This is a genomic window from Bifidobacterium saimiriisciurei (genome assembly GCF_010667655.1).
Lineage (GTDB): Bacteria > Actinomycetota > Actinomycetes > Actinomycetales > Bifidobacteriaceae > Galliscardovia > Galliscardovia saimiriisciurei.
Genome location: NZ_WHZU01000004.1, coordinates 58,804 through 78,328 on the forward strand (window position 1 = coordinate 58,804; position 19,525 = coordinate 78,328).

The window sequence follows — 19,525 nt, forward strand, 5'->3', positions numbered from 1 at the left end:
AGAGGATTCCACGTTGATGCCCGGCCTGTTTTGATCGGGCCGGGGAGCGGGAGGGTCAGGCGGCGAGCTTGACGCCCATGGGGGCGGCGGCCTTGATGGGCTCGCCGGCCTTGTCCATGGCGGCGATGGCGGCCGGCACGGAGGCCGAGCCGGTGGCGGCCTCAAGCAGGCCGCGTTCGCCCATGTACATGGCCAGCAGCTCGGTAACCTTCTCGATGTCGTCGGCGTAGATCTCGCCGATGTTGCCCAGACGGAACGTGTCCTCGTTCGTCAGCTTGCCCGGGTAGATGGCGTAGCCGCGCTCCTTGATGAACTCGTACATGTCGTGGAAGTCGAAGCTCGTGCCCTTCGGGTAGAGGAACGTCGTGATGATCGGGCCCTGATGATCGGCGAGGAACGTGGAGAAGCCCAGCGCCTTCATGCGGGCGATCAGCAGGTCGTTGTTCAGCTGGTAGCGGGCCGAACGCACGGGGATGCCGCCCTCCTCGAACATCTCGTCAAGCGCCTTGGAGAAGGCGAGCACCACGTGCGTCGGCGAGGTGTAGCGCCACTTGCCGTTCGCCTTCTCCAGCGTGTTCCACTGGTCCCACAGGTCCAGTGACAGGCTGCGGGCCTTGCCCTTCGAGGCCTCGAGCTTCGCCTTGTTGCAGATGATGAAGCTGAAGCCGGGCACGCCCTGGATGCACTTGTTGGCCGAGGAGACGATGAAGTCGATGCCCCAGTCGGCCACCGGGATGTCCACGCCGCCGAAGGAGCTCATCGCATCCACCATGAACGTCTTGCCGTGCGCCTTGACGACCTTCGCCACGGCCTGGATGTCGTTGAGCAGTCCGGACGTGGTCTCGGAGTGGATCATCGACACATGCGTGATCGACGGATCGGCGTCGAGGTACTCGGCCACCTTCTTGGCATCCGGGATGCGGTCGTACGGCTCGGCGTACTGCGTGTACGCGATGCCCGCGTGCTCGCAGATCTTCACCTGACGGTCGCCGTAGGCGCCGTTCGTGCACAGCAGCACCTTCTCATCCTTGCCGACCACCGAGGTCAGCACGCTCTCCACGCCGAACGTGCCGGAGCCCTGCATGACCACGACGGTGTACTCCTGCGGATCGCAGTGCGCGAGCTCGAGCAGCTGGCGGCGGATCTTCTGCGTGATCTGCTGGTAGTCCTCGTCCCACGTGCAGTGGTCGAAGAGCATCTCCTCCTTGACCGTTCGGGTCGTGGTCAGCGGTCCGGGGGTGAGCAGCTTGTATTCGTTGGTCATTGTTGTTCCTTCTCTATTGGTTGGTTGAATTATGGGATGAAAGGTTGGGCTGTGCGGGAGGGCTGCCTTCGAAGGGTCAGCCCTACTTGGCTGCGCGCTTGCAGGCCTCGGAGAAGTCCTGGTGCTGTTGCAGCAGGTCCACCGTCAGCGGCTTGTCGAAGGTCTTCGGATACTTCGAGCCGTTGGCCGGTTCCTTCTCGCCCTGGTAGAGCGGCGTCGGATATGTCTCGAGCAGTTCCTTGCGGCCCTGGTCGATGATCACGCCCGCCATCTTCTGCGCCAGAGGATTGGTCTTGGAGCCCTTGTCGAGCACCGCCACCGATTCGGTCAGCGAGTAGTTGCCCTCGGTCGGGTCCACGTAGTCGATGGGCAGACCCTTCTTCTTGTCGGCCGCGGCCTGATGCCTCAGACCGAATCCGACGGCCACCTCGCCCGAACGCACGGACTTGAGCGGGCCGGAACCGGACTGTTCAAGATGCGGGCCGGCGTTCCTGTAGATGTCGGTCAGGATCTGCTTGCCCTCGTCGCCGGTGCCGTAGGCGCCCACGATGGCCTGCACCATGAGCCAGCCAGTGGAGGAGCCCTCCATGTCGGGCACGGAGATCAGGCCCTTGTACTTCGGGTCGGCGAGGTCCTTGAAGCTCGTCGGCACGGGCACGCCGGCCTGCTTGATGGCCTCGGTGTTGTAGAAGATCGCGCCCTCCTGGGCGGTGGTCGGGCGGCGGTAGTCCGGCGCCTTGGTGTTCACGTTCGTGTTCAGCAGCCTCGACTTCACGTCGGTGAGCGGCTGGAACATGTGGTTGCGCTCCTGGGCGGAGTCCACGTAGTAGGAGCTCATGGTGATCATGTCGGCCTCGAGGCTCCTGCCCTCGGCCAGCATCTTGCCGCCGAGCTCGGAGGTGCCGAAGCCCTGCATGATGTACTTGCCCTTGTAGCCGTTGTTGTCGAGCGCGTGCTCGAACGCGGCCACGGCCTCGTCGTCGGCGTTCGTGTAGATGACGACCTGCTGGCTGGCGGCGGCGGTGCCGGAGAAGGCGCCGAAGCCGAAGGCCACGAGAATCGCGGCGGCCACGCCGGAGGCGATGCCCGTCACCACGTTGCGGTTGCGCGAACGCGGGTTGATGGGAGGCAGTGCGAAGCTGCCGGCGGCGACCTGCTCGGTCGTCCTGCGGGCGCCCTGCTTCACGGTGGCGGCCGCGGCCTCGGTGGCCTTGACCTTCACCGGCTTCTTGCGGGTGGCGAAGGCGATGACGCCCTTGACCACGAGGTTCGTCACGAGGATGAGCAGCGACAGGGCGAAGATGTCGTCGAACTTGGCGAGGTGCTGGAGCGCGGAGATCTTCGTGGTGATGACCTGCGTCTTGGCGCCGGTGAGGAACACCACCGCGGAGATGGTGACCATGGCGTTCACGAAGTAATAGCCGAACACCTGCAGCACGGTGGGCCACGCGTTCGGCGTGACCACGCGCACGATGGTCTTGAACCAGCTGTCGCCCATGAGCTTGGCCGTGGTCTCCCACGAGGCGTTCATCTTCGACAGCGAGTCCTTCATCATCTGGTACGGGGTGGCGAAGTAGTGGATCATGTTCGCGATGATGAGGATCCAGAAGGTGTTCTGCATCGGCGTGCCGCTGAACGCGAACAGGAACGCGATGCCGAGCACCATGCCCGGCACGGTGTTGATGATGGAGCTGATGGAGTCCACGAACCGCTTGGCGGCGGCCGGCAGCTTCGAGCGCGACGTCACCAGGGCGGCGGCGTAGGCGAACACGCAGCCGAGGATGGCGGTCATCACGGCCACGTACACCGAGTTGGTGAACACGGCCGTCAGCTCGGAGTCGGCGAAGATGCCGGTGATGTGGCTGAGCGTGAAGTTCAGCTTGAACGGCCACATCTCGACGAACGGGATGAGCAGGATCACGGCGAACACGCTCAGCACGCACACGAGCACGACCACGGAGGCGACGGCGCAGAACGTGTCGCGCTTCCTGCCTTCCGGCAGGTCGATCTGCGAGACCTTGGAGTAGCGGATTGAGTACTTCTCGAGGATCGTCATCAGGATGATGGAGATGATCGACGGGATGAGCATGAACACGGCGATGACGGCGCCACGGTTGAAGTTCGGGATGGAGCCGAGCATCTGGTTGAACAGCGTCATGGCCAGCACATCGTAGGTGCCGCCCACGGAGGTCGGGATGCCGTAATCGGTGAAGCTCAGGAAGAAGCTCTGGATGAACGCCACGCACATCGTGCCGATGAGCGGGCGCACGGTCGTCATGAAGAACGTCTTGACGTGGCTGTCGCCCATGATGTGGGAGACGATGATGAACTTCTTGTCGACGAACTGGAACGAGTTGTTGATGAGCAGGAAGCAGGTCGGCAGCGTGTAGATGACGTAGCCGATGAGCAGGCCGTTGAACCCGTAGATGTCGAACAGCTGGTGGCCGAACAGCTTGGTGATCAGGCCCTCCTTGCCGAATGAGTAGATGATGGCGAAGCCGTACGTGATGGTCGGCAGCAGCATCGGCACCTGCGTGAGCAGGGCGATGGCCTTCTTGAACTTCGGCGGCAGGTTCGTGCAGTTGACGGCGTAGGCCAGCAGGAACGCCAGCAGCATGGCCACGAGGGCGGCGGCCGCGGCGACCTTGAGGCTGTTGAACACGGAGGTGAGGAACTCGGGCCGTGCGAGGATGGCCGCGTAGTTCTCCATGGTGGCCGCGCCGCTTCCGGTCTGGAACGACTTGGCGAGCACGAGGATCATCGGCACCACCAGGAAGATGGCGAAGATGACGGTGACGGCGACGAGCAGGGCGGTCAGCTCGGGCTGCCGCGGCTTCATCGGGCGGGGTTCGTGGTTTTTGATCTCAGGCGCGATGTTCGGCAATTGCTTGCCGGCCTGAATGGATTCGACGCTCATGCTCAGGCCTCCTGTCCGGCGAGGGCGGGCTGCTTGGCGGCGGGGGAGCCGTCCTCGTTGAACAGCGTGTAGATGTTGTTGCGCTTGACCTCCAGCTGGTGGAGGATGAACTTGCGCACGAACTCGCTGGCCGGATGGTGGATGATGTCGTCGGGCGAGGCGAACTGGGCGATCCTGCCCTGGTTGAGGATCAGTACCTTGTCGCTCATCGTGCAGGCCTCCTCGGGATCGTGGGTGACCATGATCGTGGTGAGGTTGTACTGGTTGACGATCTGCTTGATCTTCGACTTGATGGACTCCTTGATGACGCCGTCCAGTGCGGAGAGCGGCTCGTCGAGCAGCAGCAGCTTCGGCTTCATCACCAGCGTGCGGGCGAGGGCCACGCGCTGCTTCTGGCCGCCGGAGAGCTCGTCGATCTTCTTGGTCAGATGCTCCTCGAGACCGAGCAGCGAGATCATCTCCTTGATCTCCTTCTCGGTGGAGATGCCGGGGTTGTTCTTCAGACCGTACGTGATGTTCTCGTAGGCGTTGAGGTTCGGGAACAGCGCGTAGTCCTGGAACACGATGTTGAATCCGCGCTTCTCCATCGGCACGTTCGTCAGGTCCTCGCCGTTGTAGACGATCTGCCCGCTGGTCGGCTGCGAGATACCGAGGATGATGTTCAGCAGCGTGGTCTTGCCGCCGCCGGAAGGACCGAGGATCGACATGATCTGGCCGTCCCCAATGGCCAGTGAGATGCCGTTGAGCACATGGGTGTCACCAAACGACTTGGTGATGTCCTTGAGTTCCAACATGATGTTGCCTTTCACGGAACATTGACCGGTTCCGCACGGTGTGATGGTCTGTATGTCTTTACTGCAAAATTCGTGACTTACACATGTTCATTTGTATGGAGATCAGGTGTTTCCCCGACTTCCTCTACGATTCTGGCATCGAAATCGGCGGCGATGGGAGGCCTGCGCTGAAGCTTTGAGGAAACCAAGGTGAACAGCAAACGAACTTACGCGTCGAGCATGTAGTTTCTTGTGTTTTTCGATTGACTATGTAAATGGATTACATATGAAAAGGCCTCGGATTCGCAAGGAACCCGAGGCCTTGATATGAAAACCGTTCAGCCGTGGAACACGCGGTCGCGGATGTAGCGTCCGGAGTCGTCCAGCGCGGACGAGTACCTGGTGTAGTTGCTCAATATGAGCCCCATGTACAGCATGTCGACGATCGCGACGTGCGAGACCCTGGAGAAGATGGCGTTGCCGTAGATCGTGCGCTCGCCATGCCCGGCGCACAGGCAGATGTCCGCCCAGTTGGCGAGCGGCGTGCCCGACGAATTGGTCACGGCGATGGTCTTCGCCCCCTGGTTGCGTGCCAGACGCAGCGCCTTGACGGTATCGTCGGAGCTGCCGGAGTACGAGAACGCCACCGCCGCGTCCTCGTCGGTGAGATGTCCGGCGGAGATCTGCTGCATGTAGGCGTCAGTGTGCATGCGGCACTGCAGGCCGAGATACGTGAGCTTCGTCAGCAGGTCGTTGGCCGGGACCATGGAGTTCTCCACGCCGTAGATATCGATGACGCGCGCCTTGCCCAGGGCGTTGACCGCCTTGTGGAATTCCTTGAGCGACAACGAATCGAGCATGTCGTCCAGCATGGATTTCGCCCCGGCCGCGGCGCGCGCCGGAACGTCGTCGATGCTGTCCCACGGATGCAGGTCGAATCCTTCGAGCGGATCGAACGACTGCGCGTTGTCCGTCGGATGCCGGAGCACATAGCGCATCTCCCGGTAGCCGTTGAACCCGAGCTTTCGGGCGAAGCGGATGACCGTCGGCTGGCTCACCGACGCCGCGTCGGCCAGCTCGGAGACGGTGAGCGAGGCTATCTCGTCGTAATGGTCCCGGATGTACGAGGCCACGGACTTCTCCGCGGGACGAAGCGCGGAATAGATGTTGCTGATGCGCTGCCGAATATCGACCGGAACGCCCACGTCGTCCCCTTTCGTGTCCCGAACATGCGGATTGAGAGCGGATTGAAATACCAGAACCGACAATAGCGGTCGTTTGCGTATGCATGCCCCCGCCAATCTGACGGCAATATGAATTGTTGATGAATCCGCTCCGCACGGTCCCACGCCCGTGAGTTACAGTTGACCCATGCCATTGACTCAAGGAACGATGACCAATCCCAATGCCGACCGCGTCCGCCGCATCGCCGAGCTGACGCGCGCCAAGACCCGCCGCAAGGTGGGCAGGATGCTGGTGGAGGCGCCCCAGGCCGTGCGCGAGGCCGTGACGTTCCATCCGGAACGCGTCGAGGACGTCTACATCGCCATCGACGAGGACGGCAACACCGTCAGCGCGAGGGCCGCCGAGATCGCCGCATACATCATGGGCCACAAGGACGAATGCGGGGGCATCTATGTGCACTACGTCACGCAGCGTGTGATGGACGCCATCAGCGGCGACGCCCAGGGCATCGCCGCGGTGGCGTCCACGAAGGGCATGGCCGGCCGCCTCGCCGATTTCGCCGCCGGAGGCGATAACGACGTCGACGGCCGGCGCGGCCCGTTGACCATCGCCGCATTCTGGCAGGTGCGCGACCCCGGCAACGCCGGCACGGTCATCCGCACCGCCGACGCGGCGGGCGCCGACGCCGTGGTGTTCGTGGACGACTGCGTCGACCCGCTCGGCCCCAAGGTCGTGCGATCCACCGCCGGCTCGCTGTTCCATATTCCCGTGCTGCGCGCGAGCGTCGACGAACTGTTCGCGTGGAACACCGACCACAACGCATCCGTGCTCGCGGCCGACGTGCGCGGCACGGGAGACCTGAAGCCGGTGCCGCTGCCCGAGCTGCTCGCCGCCGAACCGAAGGACGATGCGCACACGTCGCGTTCGATCCTGTTCGGAAACGAGGCCCGCGGATTGGACGACGACATCCTCGAGAGATGCGACGGCATCGTCTCCATCCCCATATACGGCAAGGCCGAATCGCTGAACCTCGCCACCAGTGCGGCGGTGCTGCTGTATTCCCTCGCTATGTCTAGTCATGTGGGGAAAATGTGAGATTGGTGTTTCGCGTGTATGCCACGCGATATGCAGTTGTGTAAGCGAAATTTTGCCAACGGAAAGGTGTCCCTGTGGCAGATATTGCAACCTTCGACGCCCAGGCGGTGACGGCAGACGTCGCCGAGGGTATCGAAAAGATTCAGAACGCCTCCACACTGGAGGAATTGAAGGCTTTGAAGTCCCGCTACGCCGGGGCTGATTCGGCGATGACCAAGGCCAGCAAGGCCATCGGCGGTCTGCCGAAGGACCAGAAGAAGGACGCGGGCAAGCTCATGGGCAAGCTGCGTGCCGATTTCGGCCGCGCGTTCGGAGCCAAGGAGGCCGAGGTCAAGCAGGCCGCGGAAAAGGCCAGGCTCGCCGCCGAGACGGTCGACATGACCCAGCCCGTGCGCCGCCACCCGCTCGGCGCCCGCCACCCGCTGCCCAAGCTGCTCGAGGACGTCGAGGACTTCTTCGTCTCCATGGGCTGGCAGATCGCCGACGGTCCCGAGGTGGAGACCGAATGGTACGACTTCGACGCCCTGAACTTCGGCCCCGACCACCCGGCCCGCCAGATGCAGGATACCTTCTACGTCAAGGGCAACCAGGCCAAGGACGCCGCCGGATTCGTCGGCTCCAACATGGTCATGCGCACGCAGACCTCCTCCGACCAGGTCCGCGCCCTGCTCACCCGCGGCGTGCCGCTGTACATCGCCAGCCCCGGCCGTGTGTTCCGCACCGACGAGCTCGACGCCACGCACACCCCGGTCTTCCACCAGTGCGAGGCGCTCGCCGTCGACAAGCACCTGACCATGGCGAACCTCAAGGGCGTGCTCGACAAGCTCGCCGTCGCCATGTTCGGCCCCGAGGCCAAGACCCGACTGCGTCCGAGCTACTTCCCGTTCACCGAGCCGAGCGCCGAGCTCGACCTGTGGTTCCCCGACAAGAAGGGCGGCGCCGGCTGGCTCGAATGGGGCGGCTGCGGCATGGTGAACCCGAACGTGCTCAAGTCCGCCGGCATCGACCCGGACGTCTACACCGGCTTCGCGTTCGGCGTGGGCATGGAGCGCACGCTGCTGCTGCGCCACGACATCAACGACATGCACGATCTGGTCGAGGGCGACGTGCGTTTCAGCGAACAGTTTGTTATGGGGGAGTGAATCCACATGCCAATGATTGATATTGACTGGCTCAAGGACCATGTCGAAGTCCCCGAAGGCCTGACGTACGAACAGCTCGCCAAGGACCTGGTGAGGGTCGGCCTTGAGGAGGAGGAGATCCACCAGTCCCAGGTGACCGGACCCATCGTGGTCGGCTACGTGGTGGATGCCACCCCGGAGCCGCAGAAGAACGGCAAGACCATCAACTGGTGCCACGTGGACGTCGGCGACGAATACAACGACGTCGACGAGAACGGCAACAAGGTGCCGCGCGGCATCGTGTGCGGCGCGCCCAACATGGCCGCCGGCGAGAAGGTCGTCGTGACCCTGCCGGGCGCCGTGCTGCCGGGCGACTTCCGCATCGAGCCTCGCAAGACCTACGGCCACATCTCCGACGGCATGTGCGCCTCCGAGCGCGAGCTCGGCCTCGGCGACAGCCACAACGGCATCATCCTGCTGCGCGAATACGGCTTCTCCAAGGAGGAGTATGAGGCGCTCAAGCCGGGTGACGACGCCATGGAGCTGCTGCACATGAACAACCCCGTGCTGGAGATCAACATCACGCCGGACCGCGGCTATGCGTTCTCCTACCGTGGCGTGGCCCGCGAATACCATCACTCCACCGGCGCCAAGTACACCGATCCGGTAATCGGCCTGAACGAGAAGGCCCCCGCCGAGCCGAAGGGCATCGACGGCCAGGCCGAACACGACATGGACGTGCTCATCGAGGACAACCACCCGATTCACGGCGTCGTCGGCTGCGACCGCTACTACGGCCGCATCGTGCGCGGGTTCAACCCCGCCGCCCCGACGCCGAACTGGATGCGCCGCCGCCTGATCCGCGCCGGCATGCGCTCCATCTCGCTTGCCGTGGACGTGACCAACTACGTGATGCTCGACCTCGGTCAGCCGCTGCACGCCTACGACCTGAACAAGATCGAAGGCCCGGTCGTGGTCCGTCGTGCCAACGAGGGCGAGGAGCTCACCACCCTCGACGAGAAGAACCACAAGCTCAGCCCCGAGGACCTGCTCATCACCGATTCGCCGAACGGCGAGCACGGCTCGCGCATCCTCGGACTTGCCGGCGTGATGGGCGGCCTGTACGGCGAGGTCACCTCGGAGACCACCGACCTGTTCATCGAGGCCGCGCACTTCGACCAGGTGTCCATCGCCCGCTCCGCCCGCCGTCACAAGACCCCGTCCGAGGCGTCCCGTCGCTTCGAGCGCGGCGTCGACACGCAGCTGCAGCCCGCGGCCGTGGAGAAGGCCGTCGAGCTGCTCACCCGCTACGGCGCCGGCGAAGGCTCGCGCACCCCGGTGGACGTGAACAACACCAAGCGCCCGGCCGACATCCGCTTCAAGGTGAGCGAGGTCGCCCGCGTCGCCGGTCTCGACACCGACACCAACACCATCTCCGACATCCTCACCGACATCGGCTGCAACGTCGGAGGCGGCGGCAATGGCGAGTTCTCCGTGGCCCCGCCCACGTGGCGCCCGGACCTCACCGAGCCGTGCGACCTGGTCGAGGAGGTCGCCCGACTGGTCGGCTACGATGAGATCCCCGTCACCGTGCCTGCGGTCCCGGTCACCGGCGTCACCGGTCTGACGCTCGAACAGCAGCGTCAGCGCTGGATCGCCAACACGCTCGCCCAGTACGGTCTCGTGGAGACGCTGAGCTACCCGTTCGTCGGCGATGCCGACTACAAGGCGTTCGCCATCGACGCCGAGGCCATCAAGCCCGTCAGCGTCGAGATCGCCAACCCGCTGGCCGGCGACCGTCCGTTCCTGCGCCGTTCGCTGCTGCCCACGCTCGCCCGCACCGTGCAGCGCAACATCCGCCGCGGCCTGATGGACGTGAGCCTGTACGAGATCGGCCATGTGTTCCTGTGGGATCCCGAGGCCCCGGCCATCCCGGCGCTGCCCGGCGGCGTCAAGCCGACCGACGAGCAGCTCGCCGCGCTCGACGCCGGCCTGCCCGAGCAGCCGCAGCACGTCGCCGCCATCCTCACCGGCAAGGCCGAAAACTCCGGCTGGCTGGGCGAGACGCGTGACGTCGACTGGTCCGACGCCGTCGAGGCCGTCATGCGCGTTTCCGACCGTCTCGGCGCCAAGCTGCAGCTCAAGCAGCCCGCCGCCGAGGACGTTCCGGCCACCTGGCACCCCGGACGCTTCGCCGAGGTCGTGCTGCCCGATGGCACGAAGGTCGGCACGGTCGGCGAATTCCATCCGCACGTCAACGAGGCCCTGGGCTTCCCAGAGCACTCCGCCGCGTTCGAGCTGAATCTCTCCGCCTTGCTGCCGGCCCTGAACGACAAGCCGGTGCAGGCCAGGCCGATCTCCACCTTTCCGCCGGTCCGTCAGGACCTGGCGTTCACGGTGCCGGCCGAGGTCACCGCCCAGCAGCTCAGCGATGCGATTCGCGCGGCCGCCGGCGACAGCCTCGAGTCCATCGAGCTGTTCGATGTCTTCACCGGCGATCAGGTGGGCGAGGGCGCGAAGTCGCTGGCATTCGCCGTCACGTTCCGGTCCCCGGACAAGACGCTCGAATCCTCCGACAGCGAGGCCATCCGCAAGGCGATCGTGGAGAAGGCCGCCGAGCTCGGCGCGCAGCTGCGCGCCTGATTCGATGGGATGCGGCCGGGCATCGAGCCGAACCGCATCCCGTGGCTCCCTCCGCCGCCCATAGGGCGTGACGGAGGGAGCCACGACGGCCGGTACGGCCGTCTTCCACTCTTACACTGCGGGCGGAATCCTGTGATTTCCCCGCAGTTACTGCTATCAAGGGAACTATGAACCGCATCGTATGGAACAGCCAGAGCGACGGACCCGCTCCGCAGCAGCCCGCCTACGGTGGCGCACCACGGCAGGACCAGCCGCAATACGGCCAGTACAAGGAGCCGGAATACGGCGAGATGGCCAGCCGATATCCAGGCTGGAACCCCTATGTATATGGAGCCCCCGAACCTGAGCCGAGCGACAAGGACGAAGCGGACGGTGAGCGTCGGAATCCGAAGGTGCCGGGCGGTCCGGGCAATGCCGGCGACAATTACCGCAACGGCATCGATCTCGACGATCCCGTGCAGAACCCGTTGTACGGGCGCTGGGACCCGGCCGCCATCATCGCCTTCATCTCGGCGCTGATCGGAGTTCCCGTCCTGCCCGTGCTGCTCGGCGCCTTCGCCATATACCGTTCCGGGCTCTTCCGCATGAAGGGCAGGGCATTGGCCGTCGCCGCCGTGATCATCGGGCTGCTGACCACCGCTTTCGACATCTATGTGATGGCGACAGGCATCGACCCCTATCAGCTGATATATCAGCTGTACGGCATCGACATGGGCGGCTCGTCGGGCTCGGGGGAGACCTCGGTCTGAGCCGTGTGTTTCCGGTTGCGCGGCCGTATGTTACGGCTTGATGACATCGTGAGAAACGCGAACTGCATAGTTATGCATAAGTCTGCATAGTGTGTATAATCGGCGCTGTTGTAGTTTTCTAACGAACTCGAAAAGAGAGACCTATGCCGAAATACACGGTCGCGGTCGCCGGAGCCACCGGATACGCGGGTGGCGAGGCCCTGCGAATTCTCGCCGCGCATCCCGATATGGAGGTCACCTGCGTTGCCGGCCATTCCTCGGTCGGAGACAAGCTGGGCAAGCACATGCCGCACATTCCGCAGCTCGCAGACCTGACGGTGGAGGACACCACCGCCGACGTGCTCAACGGGCACGACGTCATCGTGCTGGCGCTGCCGCACGGCGCCTCGGGCGCACTGGCCGCACAGCTCGACCCGAACAGCGTCGTCGTGGACCTCGGCGCCGACCACCGACTTGAGGAGCGTTCGGCCTGGGACGAATACTACGGCGGCGACTTCTACGAACACTGGACGTACGGCATGCCGGAGCTCATCGTCGGACGCGAGGCCGACGGCTCCTATGCCCGCCAGCGCGAGGCGCTCAAGGGCGTCAAACGCATCGCCGGACCGGGCTGCAACGTGACCGCCACCACGCTGGCCATGCAGCCGGGCATCGCCGAAGGCCTTGTGCAGCAGGACGATCTGGTCACCGACCTGGTGGTCGGGTACTCCGGTGCCGGCAAGAACCTCAAGCGCACCAACCTGCTGGCCGCCGAGGCATTCGGTTCGGCCGTCCCCTACGGCGTCGGCGGCACCCACCGCCACATTCCCGAGATTCTGCAGAACTTTGCGCACGCCGCCGGCCTGAGCGCCGACAAGGCCGACGAGTTCACCCTCGGCTTCACCCCGATCCTGGCTCCGATGTCGCGCGGCATCCTTGCCACCGTATCCGCCAAGCTTACCGACAAGGCCCTGGCGATGAGCGACGCCGAGATTCGCACCGTCTGGGAGAACGCCTATGCCGGCGAGCACTTCATGAACCTGCTGCCCGAGGGCGTGCTGCCCGCCACCGCGAACATCATCGGCTCGAACACCGCCCACATCCAGGTGGCCGTGGACCGCAAGGCCGGCAGGCTTCTGGCGTTCAGCGCCATCGACAACCTCAACAGGGGAACCGCCGGACAGGCGGTGCAGTCGCTGAACATCGCATTGGGACTTGACGAAAGCACAGGATTGACGACGATTGGAGTGGCACCGTGAGTGTAACGTTCGCACAGGGATTTTCCGCAAGTGGAGTGGCGGCCGGGGTCTCGGCCGTCGAAGGCAAGAAGGACCTCGCCGTAGTGGTGAACAACGGTCCTCTTGACGTGGCCGCAGGCGTGTTCACCGCCAACCGATTCTGCGCCGCGCCCGTGCAGTGGTCGCGCAAGGCCGTGGCCGACGGCCACATCAAGGCCGTGGTGCTCAACTCCGGCTGCGCCAACGCATGCACCGGCAAGGAGGGCTTCCAGCAGTCCGCCGACACCGCCGCCAGGCTCGGCGAGCTCGCCGGTGTGCCGGCCGAGTCCATCGCCGTATGCTCCACCGGTATGATCGGTGATCTGCTGCCGCTCGACAACGTGCTTTCCGGCGTGGAGAAGGCCTACGGCGAAGTCTCCGACTCCGCCGAGGCCGGCGAGCTCGCCGCCGAGGCCATCCTCACCACCGACACGAAGAAGAAGACCGTCGCGCTCGAAGGCGCCGGCTACCGCATCGGCGGCATGGTGAAGGGCTCCGGCATGATCGCCCCGCAGCTGGCCACCATGCTGTGCGTGATCACCACCGACGCCAAGGTCACCGCCGAACAGGCCAGGGCCGCGCTGTCCGCTGGAGTGGAGACCTCGTTCAACCGCATCGACGTGGACGGCTGCATGTCGACCAACGACACCGTGCTGCTGCTCGCCTCCGGCGCCTCCGGCGTGGAGCCCGACGCGGCCGAGTTCAACAAGCTGGTCGCCGATGCGTGCGCGTCGCTGTCCCGCCAGATCATCGGCGACGGCGAAGGCGCCTCCCACGACATCCGCGTGAAGGTGACCGGCGCCACCGGCGAGGACGCGGCCCTAGCCTGCGCCCGCGCGGTCGCCGCATCCAACCTGCTCAAGTGCGCCGTCGCCGGCAACGACCCGAACTGGGGTCGTGTGGTCTCCTCCCTCGGCACCGTGCCGCAGGACGTGGCCCCCTACGATCCGAACAACGTGACCGTCGACGTCAACGGCGTGCGCGTATGCGACGGCGGCCGTCCGGGCCGTCCCCGCGCCGAGGTCGACATGACGCCGCGCGAGGTGCACTTCGACATCGACCTGGGCGAGGGCGACGCCGAGGCCACCGTATGGACCGATGATCTGACGCACGAGTACGTGCATATCAACGCCGACTACGAGTCGTGACGAAACAAGGGGCCGTCGGGCGGGACCAGCCCGGCGGCCATAGGAGCAAGCATGGTTAAAGCAGAGACAAAGAACGTAATCGGACCGGGATTCCACTTCGACGTGCATACCGACCTCCGTGCCGATCAGAAGGCGGAGGTGCTCATCGAGGCACTGCCGTGGCTTGAGGAGTTCTACGGCCAGCGCATCGTCATCAAGTACGGCGGCAACGCCATGGTCGACGAAAAGCTCAAGCAGAACTTCGCCGAGGACATGGTGTTCCTGCGTCAGGTCGGCCTCCACCCGGTCGTGGTGCATGGCGGCGGCCCGCAGATCTCCTCCATGCTCAAGGCATTGGGCATCAAGTCGGAGTTCAAGGGCGGCCTGCGCGTCACCACGCCCGAGGCCATGGACGTGGTGCGCATGGTGCTCACCGGCAAGGTCTCCCGCGAACTGGTCGGCCTCATCAACTCGCACGGTCCGCTCGCCGTCGGTCTTTCCGGCGAGGACGGCGGACTGTTCTCCGCCATGCAGCGCAAGCCCATCATCGACGGCAAGCCGACCGACATCGGCCTCGTCGGCGACGTGGTCTCCGTCGATGCATCCGCCGTGGAGGACCTCATCTCCGCCGGCCGCATCCCCGTGGTCTCGTCCGTCGCGCCGAACGAGGACGACCCCACCGAAGTGCTCAACGTGAACGCCGATTCGGCCGCCGCCGCACTGGCCGCCGCGCTCGGCGCCCGCAAGCTGGTGATCCTCACCGACGTGGACGGTCTGTACGCCGACTGGCCCGACAAGGATTCGCTGATCGGCCGCATCGGCGTGGAGAACCTGCGCGACATGCTTCCCGATCTCGAGTCCGGCATGAGGCCGAAAATGGAAGCGTGCGTGCGCGCGCTCGACGGCGGCGTCGAGGAGGCCCACATCATCGACGGGCGCAAGCCGCATTCGATTCTGAACGAGATATTCACCTCCCAGGGCATCGGCACCATGGTCATCCCCGAGGACGGCATTGAAATGAGGAGCTCCTATGTCAGGTCTTGAAACAGCAGGCATCAACGACAACAAGTGGCTGGGCGAGTACAGGAACGTCCACATGAACGTGTTCGGCACCCCGCTGCGCGTCATGGACCACGGTGAAGGCGCGCACATCTGGGACGTCGACGGCAACAAGTACCTCGACTTCCTCGGCGGCATCGCCGTGAACTCCCTCGGCTACGCCCACCCCAAGTGGGTCAAGGCCGTGGCCGAGCAGGCCGCCAAGGTGGCCCACACCAGCAACTACTTCGCCACCGAGCCGCAGATCGAGCTCGCCGCCAAGCTCATCGAGCTCGCCGGCGCGCCCGAAGGCTCCCACGTGTACTTCGGCAATTCCGGCGCCGAAGGCAACGAGGCGGCCATCAAGCTGGCCAAGCTCTACGGTCGCACGCTGCCGGGCGCCCTGCCCGACATCGGCGGCAAGCCCGCCCGCATCATCTCGATGACCCACGGATTCCACGGCCGCACGCTGGGTGCACTGAGCGCCACCTGGAAGCCCGCCATCCGCAAGCCGTTCGAACCGCTGGTCCCGGCCATCGAATTCGCCGAGGCCGGCAACATCGAATCGCTGCAGCGAGCCTTCAACGAGACCGGCGTCGGCCGCTACGGCAAGGGGCCCGTCGCCGCCGTGATCATGGAGCTCATCCAGGGCGAGGCCGGCGTGGTGCCGATCGGCGCGGACTTCGTCAAGGCCGCCCGCGAACTGTGCGACAGGAACAACGCCCTGCTCATCGTGGACGAGGTGCAGACCGGCGTCGGCCGCACCGGCGAATGGTTCGCCTTCCAGCGCGAGGACCTTTCCGGCGGCGTGACCCCTGACGCCATCACCTTCGCCAAGGGCGTGGCCGGCGGCTTCCCCATGGGCGGACTCATCGCATTCGGCGAGAAGCTCTCCGCGCTGTTCACCCCCGGCTCCCATGGTTCCACCTTCGCCGGCAACCCGCTCGGCGCGGCGGCCGGTCTGGCCACGCTCGGCGTGATCGAGGACGAGGGCCTGGTCGAGAACGCCGAGGCGCGCGGCAAGCAGCTGCGTGAAGGCCTTGCCGGTCTCGACAACCCGCTGTTCGGCGAGGTCCGCGGACGCGGTCTGCTCGACGCCGTCGAACTGGCGCACCCGTGCGCGCACGCCGTCGCCGACTGGGCCCTCGAACGCGGCCTCATCGTCAACGCCGTGGCGCCGAACGCCCTGCGTTTCGCCCCGCCGCTGATCGTCAGCGAACAGGACGTCGACGAATGCCTGTCCATCCTCTCCGGCGTGCCCGCCGACCTGCCCAACGACTGAGTCCCGGACGATACCGCCAATCAAGCAAAGGGGAGCGGCCTTCGCAGACCGGCATGCCGGATACGCCGCGGAAGGCCGCTCCCGCACCTTTTCCAAGTAAGGAGTCCACGATGACCCACGAACTGCGCCACATGCTGCGCGACGACGACATCAACCACGAGGAGCAGAAGCAGATCCTCAAGCTCGGCATGAAGTTCCGCGAGAACCGCTTCTACGCCCGACCGTTCGAAGGTCCGCAGGCCGTCGCCGTGCTGTTCGACAAGCCCAGCACCCGAACGCGCTCCAGCTTCTCCATCGGCGTGGCCGAGCTCGGCGGATACCCGCTGGTCATCGACAAGTCCAGCTCCCAGCTGGGCCGCGGCGAGCCGGTCGAGGACACCGCCCGCGTGCTCACCCGCATGGCGTACGGCATCGTGTGGCGCACGTTCGGCCAGGACCGCGTGGAGACCATGGCCAAGTACGCGAACTGCCCGGTCATCAACGCGCTGACCGACCAGTTCCACCCCTGCCAGATCCTCGCCGACTTCCTCACCATGGCGCAGTTCCGCGGGGGAGTGGACGCTCTGGCCGGCCAGACCATCGCCTACCTCGGCGATGCGGCCAACAACATGTCGAACTCCTACCTGCTCGGCGGCGCCGTCGCCGGCATGCACGTGCGTGTGGCCGGCCCCGAAGGATACCTGCCCGACCCGCAGATCGTCGCCGACGCCAAGGCCATCGCCGAGAAGACCGGCGGCTCCATCACCGTCACCACCGACCCGCAGGCCGCCGTCGCCGACGCCGACTGCGTGTTCACCGACACGTGGGTCTCCATGGGCGAGGAGGCCGAATACGCCATCCGCTCCAAGCCGTTCTGGGATTATCAGGTGAACCCCGAGCTCATGAAGCTCGCCAAGCCCGACGCGCTCTTCCAGCATTGCCTGCCCGCCTACCGCGGCAAGGAGGTCACCGCCAGCGTGATCGACGGCCCGCAGTCCGTCGTCTGGGACGAGGCGGAGAACCGTCTGCACGCGCAGAAGGCGCTGATGACCTGGCTGATCGCATGGCAGCGTGAGGATCCGTCCCTGCTCGGCGACCTCGACTGACCGCATTTCACAAGAGGGGAATATGTCCGGCGATACTCCGTCTTTGCAGCGTCCGACGACGCGGGCGGCGCGACTGAGCGCCATCGAGCAGGCCCTGCTCACCCATGTCGTCACCTCGCAGTCGCAGCTTTCCGAGATTCTGTCGAATCAGGGAATCGAGGTCACACAGGCCACGCTCAGCCGCGATCTCGACGAGATGAACGCCGTCAAGGTGCGCACGGCAAACGGTTCGATGGCCTATGCCATCGAACCGGTATCCAAGCATGCCGCGTCCTCGCATCCGAACATGGATACGAACCGCGGCAAGGGAGAGCAGCAGATGACCCGCGTGCTTTCCGGCCTGGTCACCTCCGTGGCGGCGGCCCGCAACCTCGTCGTCGTGCACACGCCGTCGGGCGCCGCGCAATACGTCGCCAGCGTGATCGACAAGCAGCCCATGGCCGATATTTTGGGTACCATCGCCGGTGATGATACGGTGATGATGATTTGCACGGATGACGATACCGCGCGCACCAGCGCCGAATGGCTGCTGTCCCTCGCCTCGCAAGGCCGTGACAAGGCCTGACGGGCGTAGCGCGACGCACCGATTGCATAAATATACGGGATTATGTATATAATACATCCCAGTGTTCGATAACCGTTAAGAAAGGTAGCCACTCTCATGGCAGATAACAAGCGCCTCGTTCTGGCGTATTCCGGTGGTCTTGACACCTCCGTCGCCATTCCGTACCTCAAGGAGCGCACCGGCAAGGACGTCGTCGCCGTCTCGCTCGACGTCGGTCAGGGCGGCGAAAGCCTCGAGACCATCAAGCAGCGCGCCCTCGCTTGCGGTGCCGTCGAAGCCTACGTGGTCGACGCCCGCAACGAGTTCGCCGAGGAATACTGCATGAAGGCCCTCAAGGCCAACGCCATGTACGAAGGCGTGTACCCGCTGGTCTCCGCCATCTCCCGCCCGCTCATCTCCAAGCACCTCGTGCGCGCCGCCCACCAGTTCGGCGCCGACACTATCTCCCACGGCTGCACCGGCAAGGGCAACGACCAGGTGCGCTTCGAGGTGTCCATCGCCTCCATCGACCCGACGCTCAAGGCCATCAGCCCGATTCGCGACCTCGCCCTGACCCGCGACGTGGAGATCGCGTTCGCCAAGGAGCACAAGCTGCCGATCACCCAGACCGAGAAGAGCCCGTACTCCATCGACCAGAACGTGTGGGGCCGCGCCATCGAGACCGGCTTCCTCGAGGATCCGTGGAACGGTCCTACCAAGGACTGCTACTCCTACACCGACGACCCGGCGTTCCCGCCGGTCGAGGACGAGGTCGTCATCGAGTTCAAGCAGGGCGTCCCCGTCAAGATCGACGGCCGCGACGTCACCCCGCTGCAGGCCATCGAGGAGATGAACCGCCGCGCCGGCGCCCAGGGCATCGGCCGCATCGACCTCATCGAGGACCGTCTCGTCGGTATCAAGTCCCGCGAGCTGTACGAAGCCCCGGGTGCAGTGGCCCTCATCACCGCCCACCAGGAGCTCGAGAACTGCTGCCTCGAGCGCGAGCAGCACCGCATCAAGCGCGACATCGACAAGCGCTGGGGCGAGCTCGTGTACGACGCCCAGTGGTTCAGCCCGGCCACCCAGTCGCTCAACGCCTTCATCGAGGACACGCAGAAGTACGTCTCCGGCGAGATTCGCATGACCCTGCATGGCGGCCGCGCCGTCGTCACCGGCCGTCGCTCCGACAGCTCGCTGTACGATTACAACCTCGCCACCTACGACTCCGGCGACAGCTTCGACTCGAAGTCCTCCAACGGCTTCATCGACATCTACGGCCTGCCGAGCCGCGTGGCCGCAGCCCGCGACGTCAAGTTCGGCAACGGCATCGACGTCCCGGAAAACGCCGTGGAGTAATCCGCTGATCCGTCGTCGCCTTTTCGGCTAATCGAGGCCCGCATTCCCCGCTGGGGGTGCGGGCCTTATCATGTTTTTATGAATGAGTTA

Annotated in this window: 15 protein-coding genes; 11 read left to right on the plus strand and 4 right to left on the minus strand. The window is 65.0% G+C overall.

The features are described from left to right. Positions 1–55 precede the first annotated feature (55 nt). The 4 genes from GFD18_RS03340 to GFD18_RS03355 all read right to left on the minus strand — a co-directional run bounded on the left by GFD18_RS03340 (position 56) and on the right by GFD18_RS03355 (position 6,159). Complete coding sequence (locus GFD18_RS03340; protein ID WP_163199168.1) at positions 56–1,264, minus strand: 2-aminoethylphosphonate--pyruvate transaminase; 1,209 nt, start codon at positions 1,262–1,264, stop codon at positions 56–58. A gap of 82 nt (positions 1,265–1,346) precedes the next feature. Further along, a complete protein-coding gene (locus GFD18_RS03345; RefSeq protein ID WP_204313976.1) occupies positions 1,347–4,181 on the minus strand; it encodes an extracellular solute-binding protein in 2,835 nt (944 codons plus the stop codon). A gap of 2 nt (positions 4,182–4,183) precedes the next feature. Continuing rightward, on the minus strand, positions 4,184–4,975 hold the full coding sequence (locus GFD18_RS03350) for an ABC transporter ATP-binding protein (RefSeq protein WP_163199170.1): 792 nt from the start codon (positions 4,973–4,975) through the stop codon (positions 4,184–4,186). Positions 4,976–5,292: 317 nt separating this feature from the next. Further along, positions 5,293–6,159 carry a MurR/RpiR family transcriptional regulator gene (locus GFD18_RS03355; RefSeq protein WP_100511475.1) on the minus strand — a complete coding sequence of 289 codons (867 nt, stop codon included), beginning with the start codon at positions 6,157–6,159 and terminating at the stop codon, positions 5,293–5,295. Between the two features lie 166 nt (positions 6,160–6,325). On the opposite strand from GFD18_RS03355, the gene GFD18_RS03360 reads away from it, so the two are divergent. From GFD18_RS03360 to GFD18_RS03410, 11 genes are all read left to right on the plus strand, one after another. After that, positions 6,326–7,234: a TrmH family RNA methyltransferase gene (locus tag GFD18_RS03360; protein WP_163199172.1), complete on the plus strand. Its 909-nt coding sequence runs from the start codon at positions 6,326–6,328 to the stop codon at positions 7,232–7,234. A gap of 74 nt (positions 7,235–7,308) precedes the next feature. Then, a complete protein-coding gene (gene pheS / locus GFD18_RS03365; RefSeq protein WP_163199174.1) occupies positions 7,309–8,376 on the plus strand; it encodes a phenylalanine--tRNA ligase subunit alpha in 1,068 nt (355 codons plus the stop codon). A 6-nt stretch (positions 8,377–8,382) separates the two neighbouring features. Next, positions 8,383–10,998 (plus strand): phenylalanine--tRNA ligase subunit beta, encoded by a 2,616-nt coding sequence (gene pheT, locus GFD18_RS03370; RefSeq protein ID WP_191997293.1) that lies wholly within the window; start codon positions 8,383–8,385, stop codon positions 10,996–10,998. Between the two features lie 167 nt (positions 10,999–11,165). Then, positions 11,166–11,747: a hypothetical protein gene (locus tag GFD18_RS03375; protein ID WP_163199176.1), complete on the plus strand. Its 582-nt coding sequence runs from the start codon at positions 11,166–11,168 to the stop codon at positions 11,745–11,747. A gap of 143 nt (positions 11,748–11,890) precedes the next feature. After that, positions 11,891–12,985: an N-acetyl-gamma-glutamyl-phosphate reductase gene (gene argC / locus GFD18_RS03380; RefSeq protein ID WP_163199178.1), complete on the plus strand. Its 1,095-nt coding sequence runs from the start codon at positions 11,891–11,893 to the stop codon at positions 12,983–12,985. After that, positions 12,982–14,151, plus strand: coding sequence for a bifunctional glutamate N-acetyltransferase/amino-acid acetyltransferase ArgJ (argJ, locus tag GFD18_RS03385; RefSeq protein ID WP_163199180.1), 1,170 nt, complete (start codon positions 12,982–12,984; stop codon positions 14,149–14,151). Before argC ends, argJ begins: the two co-directional genes overlap by 4 nt. A gap of 51 nt (positions 14,152–14,202) precedes the next feature. After that, positions 14,203–15,174 (plus strand): acetylglutamate kinase, encoded by a 972-nt coding sequence (gene argB, locus GFD18_RS03390; RefSeq protein WP_100511468.1) that lies wholly within the window; start codon positions 14,203–14,205, stop codon positions 15,172–15,174. After that, complete coding sequence (locus GFD18_RS03395) at positions 15,161–16,450, plus strand: acetylornithine transaminase (protein WP_163199182.1); 1,290 nt, start codon at positions 15,161–15,163, stop codon at positions 16,448–16,450. The genes argB and GFD18_RS03395 overlap by 14 nt, the downstream gene beginning before the upstream one ends. 110 nt (positions 16,451–16,560) lie before the next feature. Continuing rightward, positions 16,561–17,535, plus strand: a complete 975-nt coding sequence (gene argF, locus GFD18_RS03400; RefSeq protein WP_163199185.1) for an ornithine carbamoyltransferase — start codon at positions 16,561–16,563, stop codon at positions 17,533–17,535. Positions 17,536–17,557: 22 nt separating this feature from the next. Beyond that, on the plus strand, positions 17,558–18,100 hold the full coding sequence (locus tag GFD18_RS03405; protein ID WP_163199187.1) for an arginine repressor: 543 nt from the start codon (positions 17,558–17,560) through the stop codon (positions 18,098–18,100). 96 nt (positions 18,101–18,196) lie between these two features. Further along, complete coding sequence (locus tag GFD18_RS03410; RefSeq protein ID WP_100511464.1) at positions 18,197–19,435, plus strand: argininosuccinate synthase; 1,239 nt, start codon at positions 18,197–18,199, stop codon at positions 19,433–19,435. Positions 19,436–19,525: the final 90 nt, after the last annotated feature.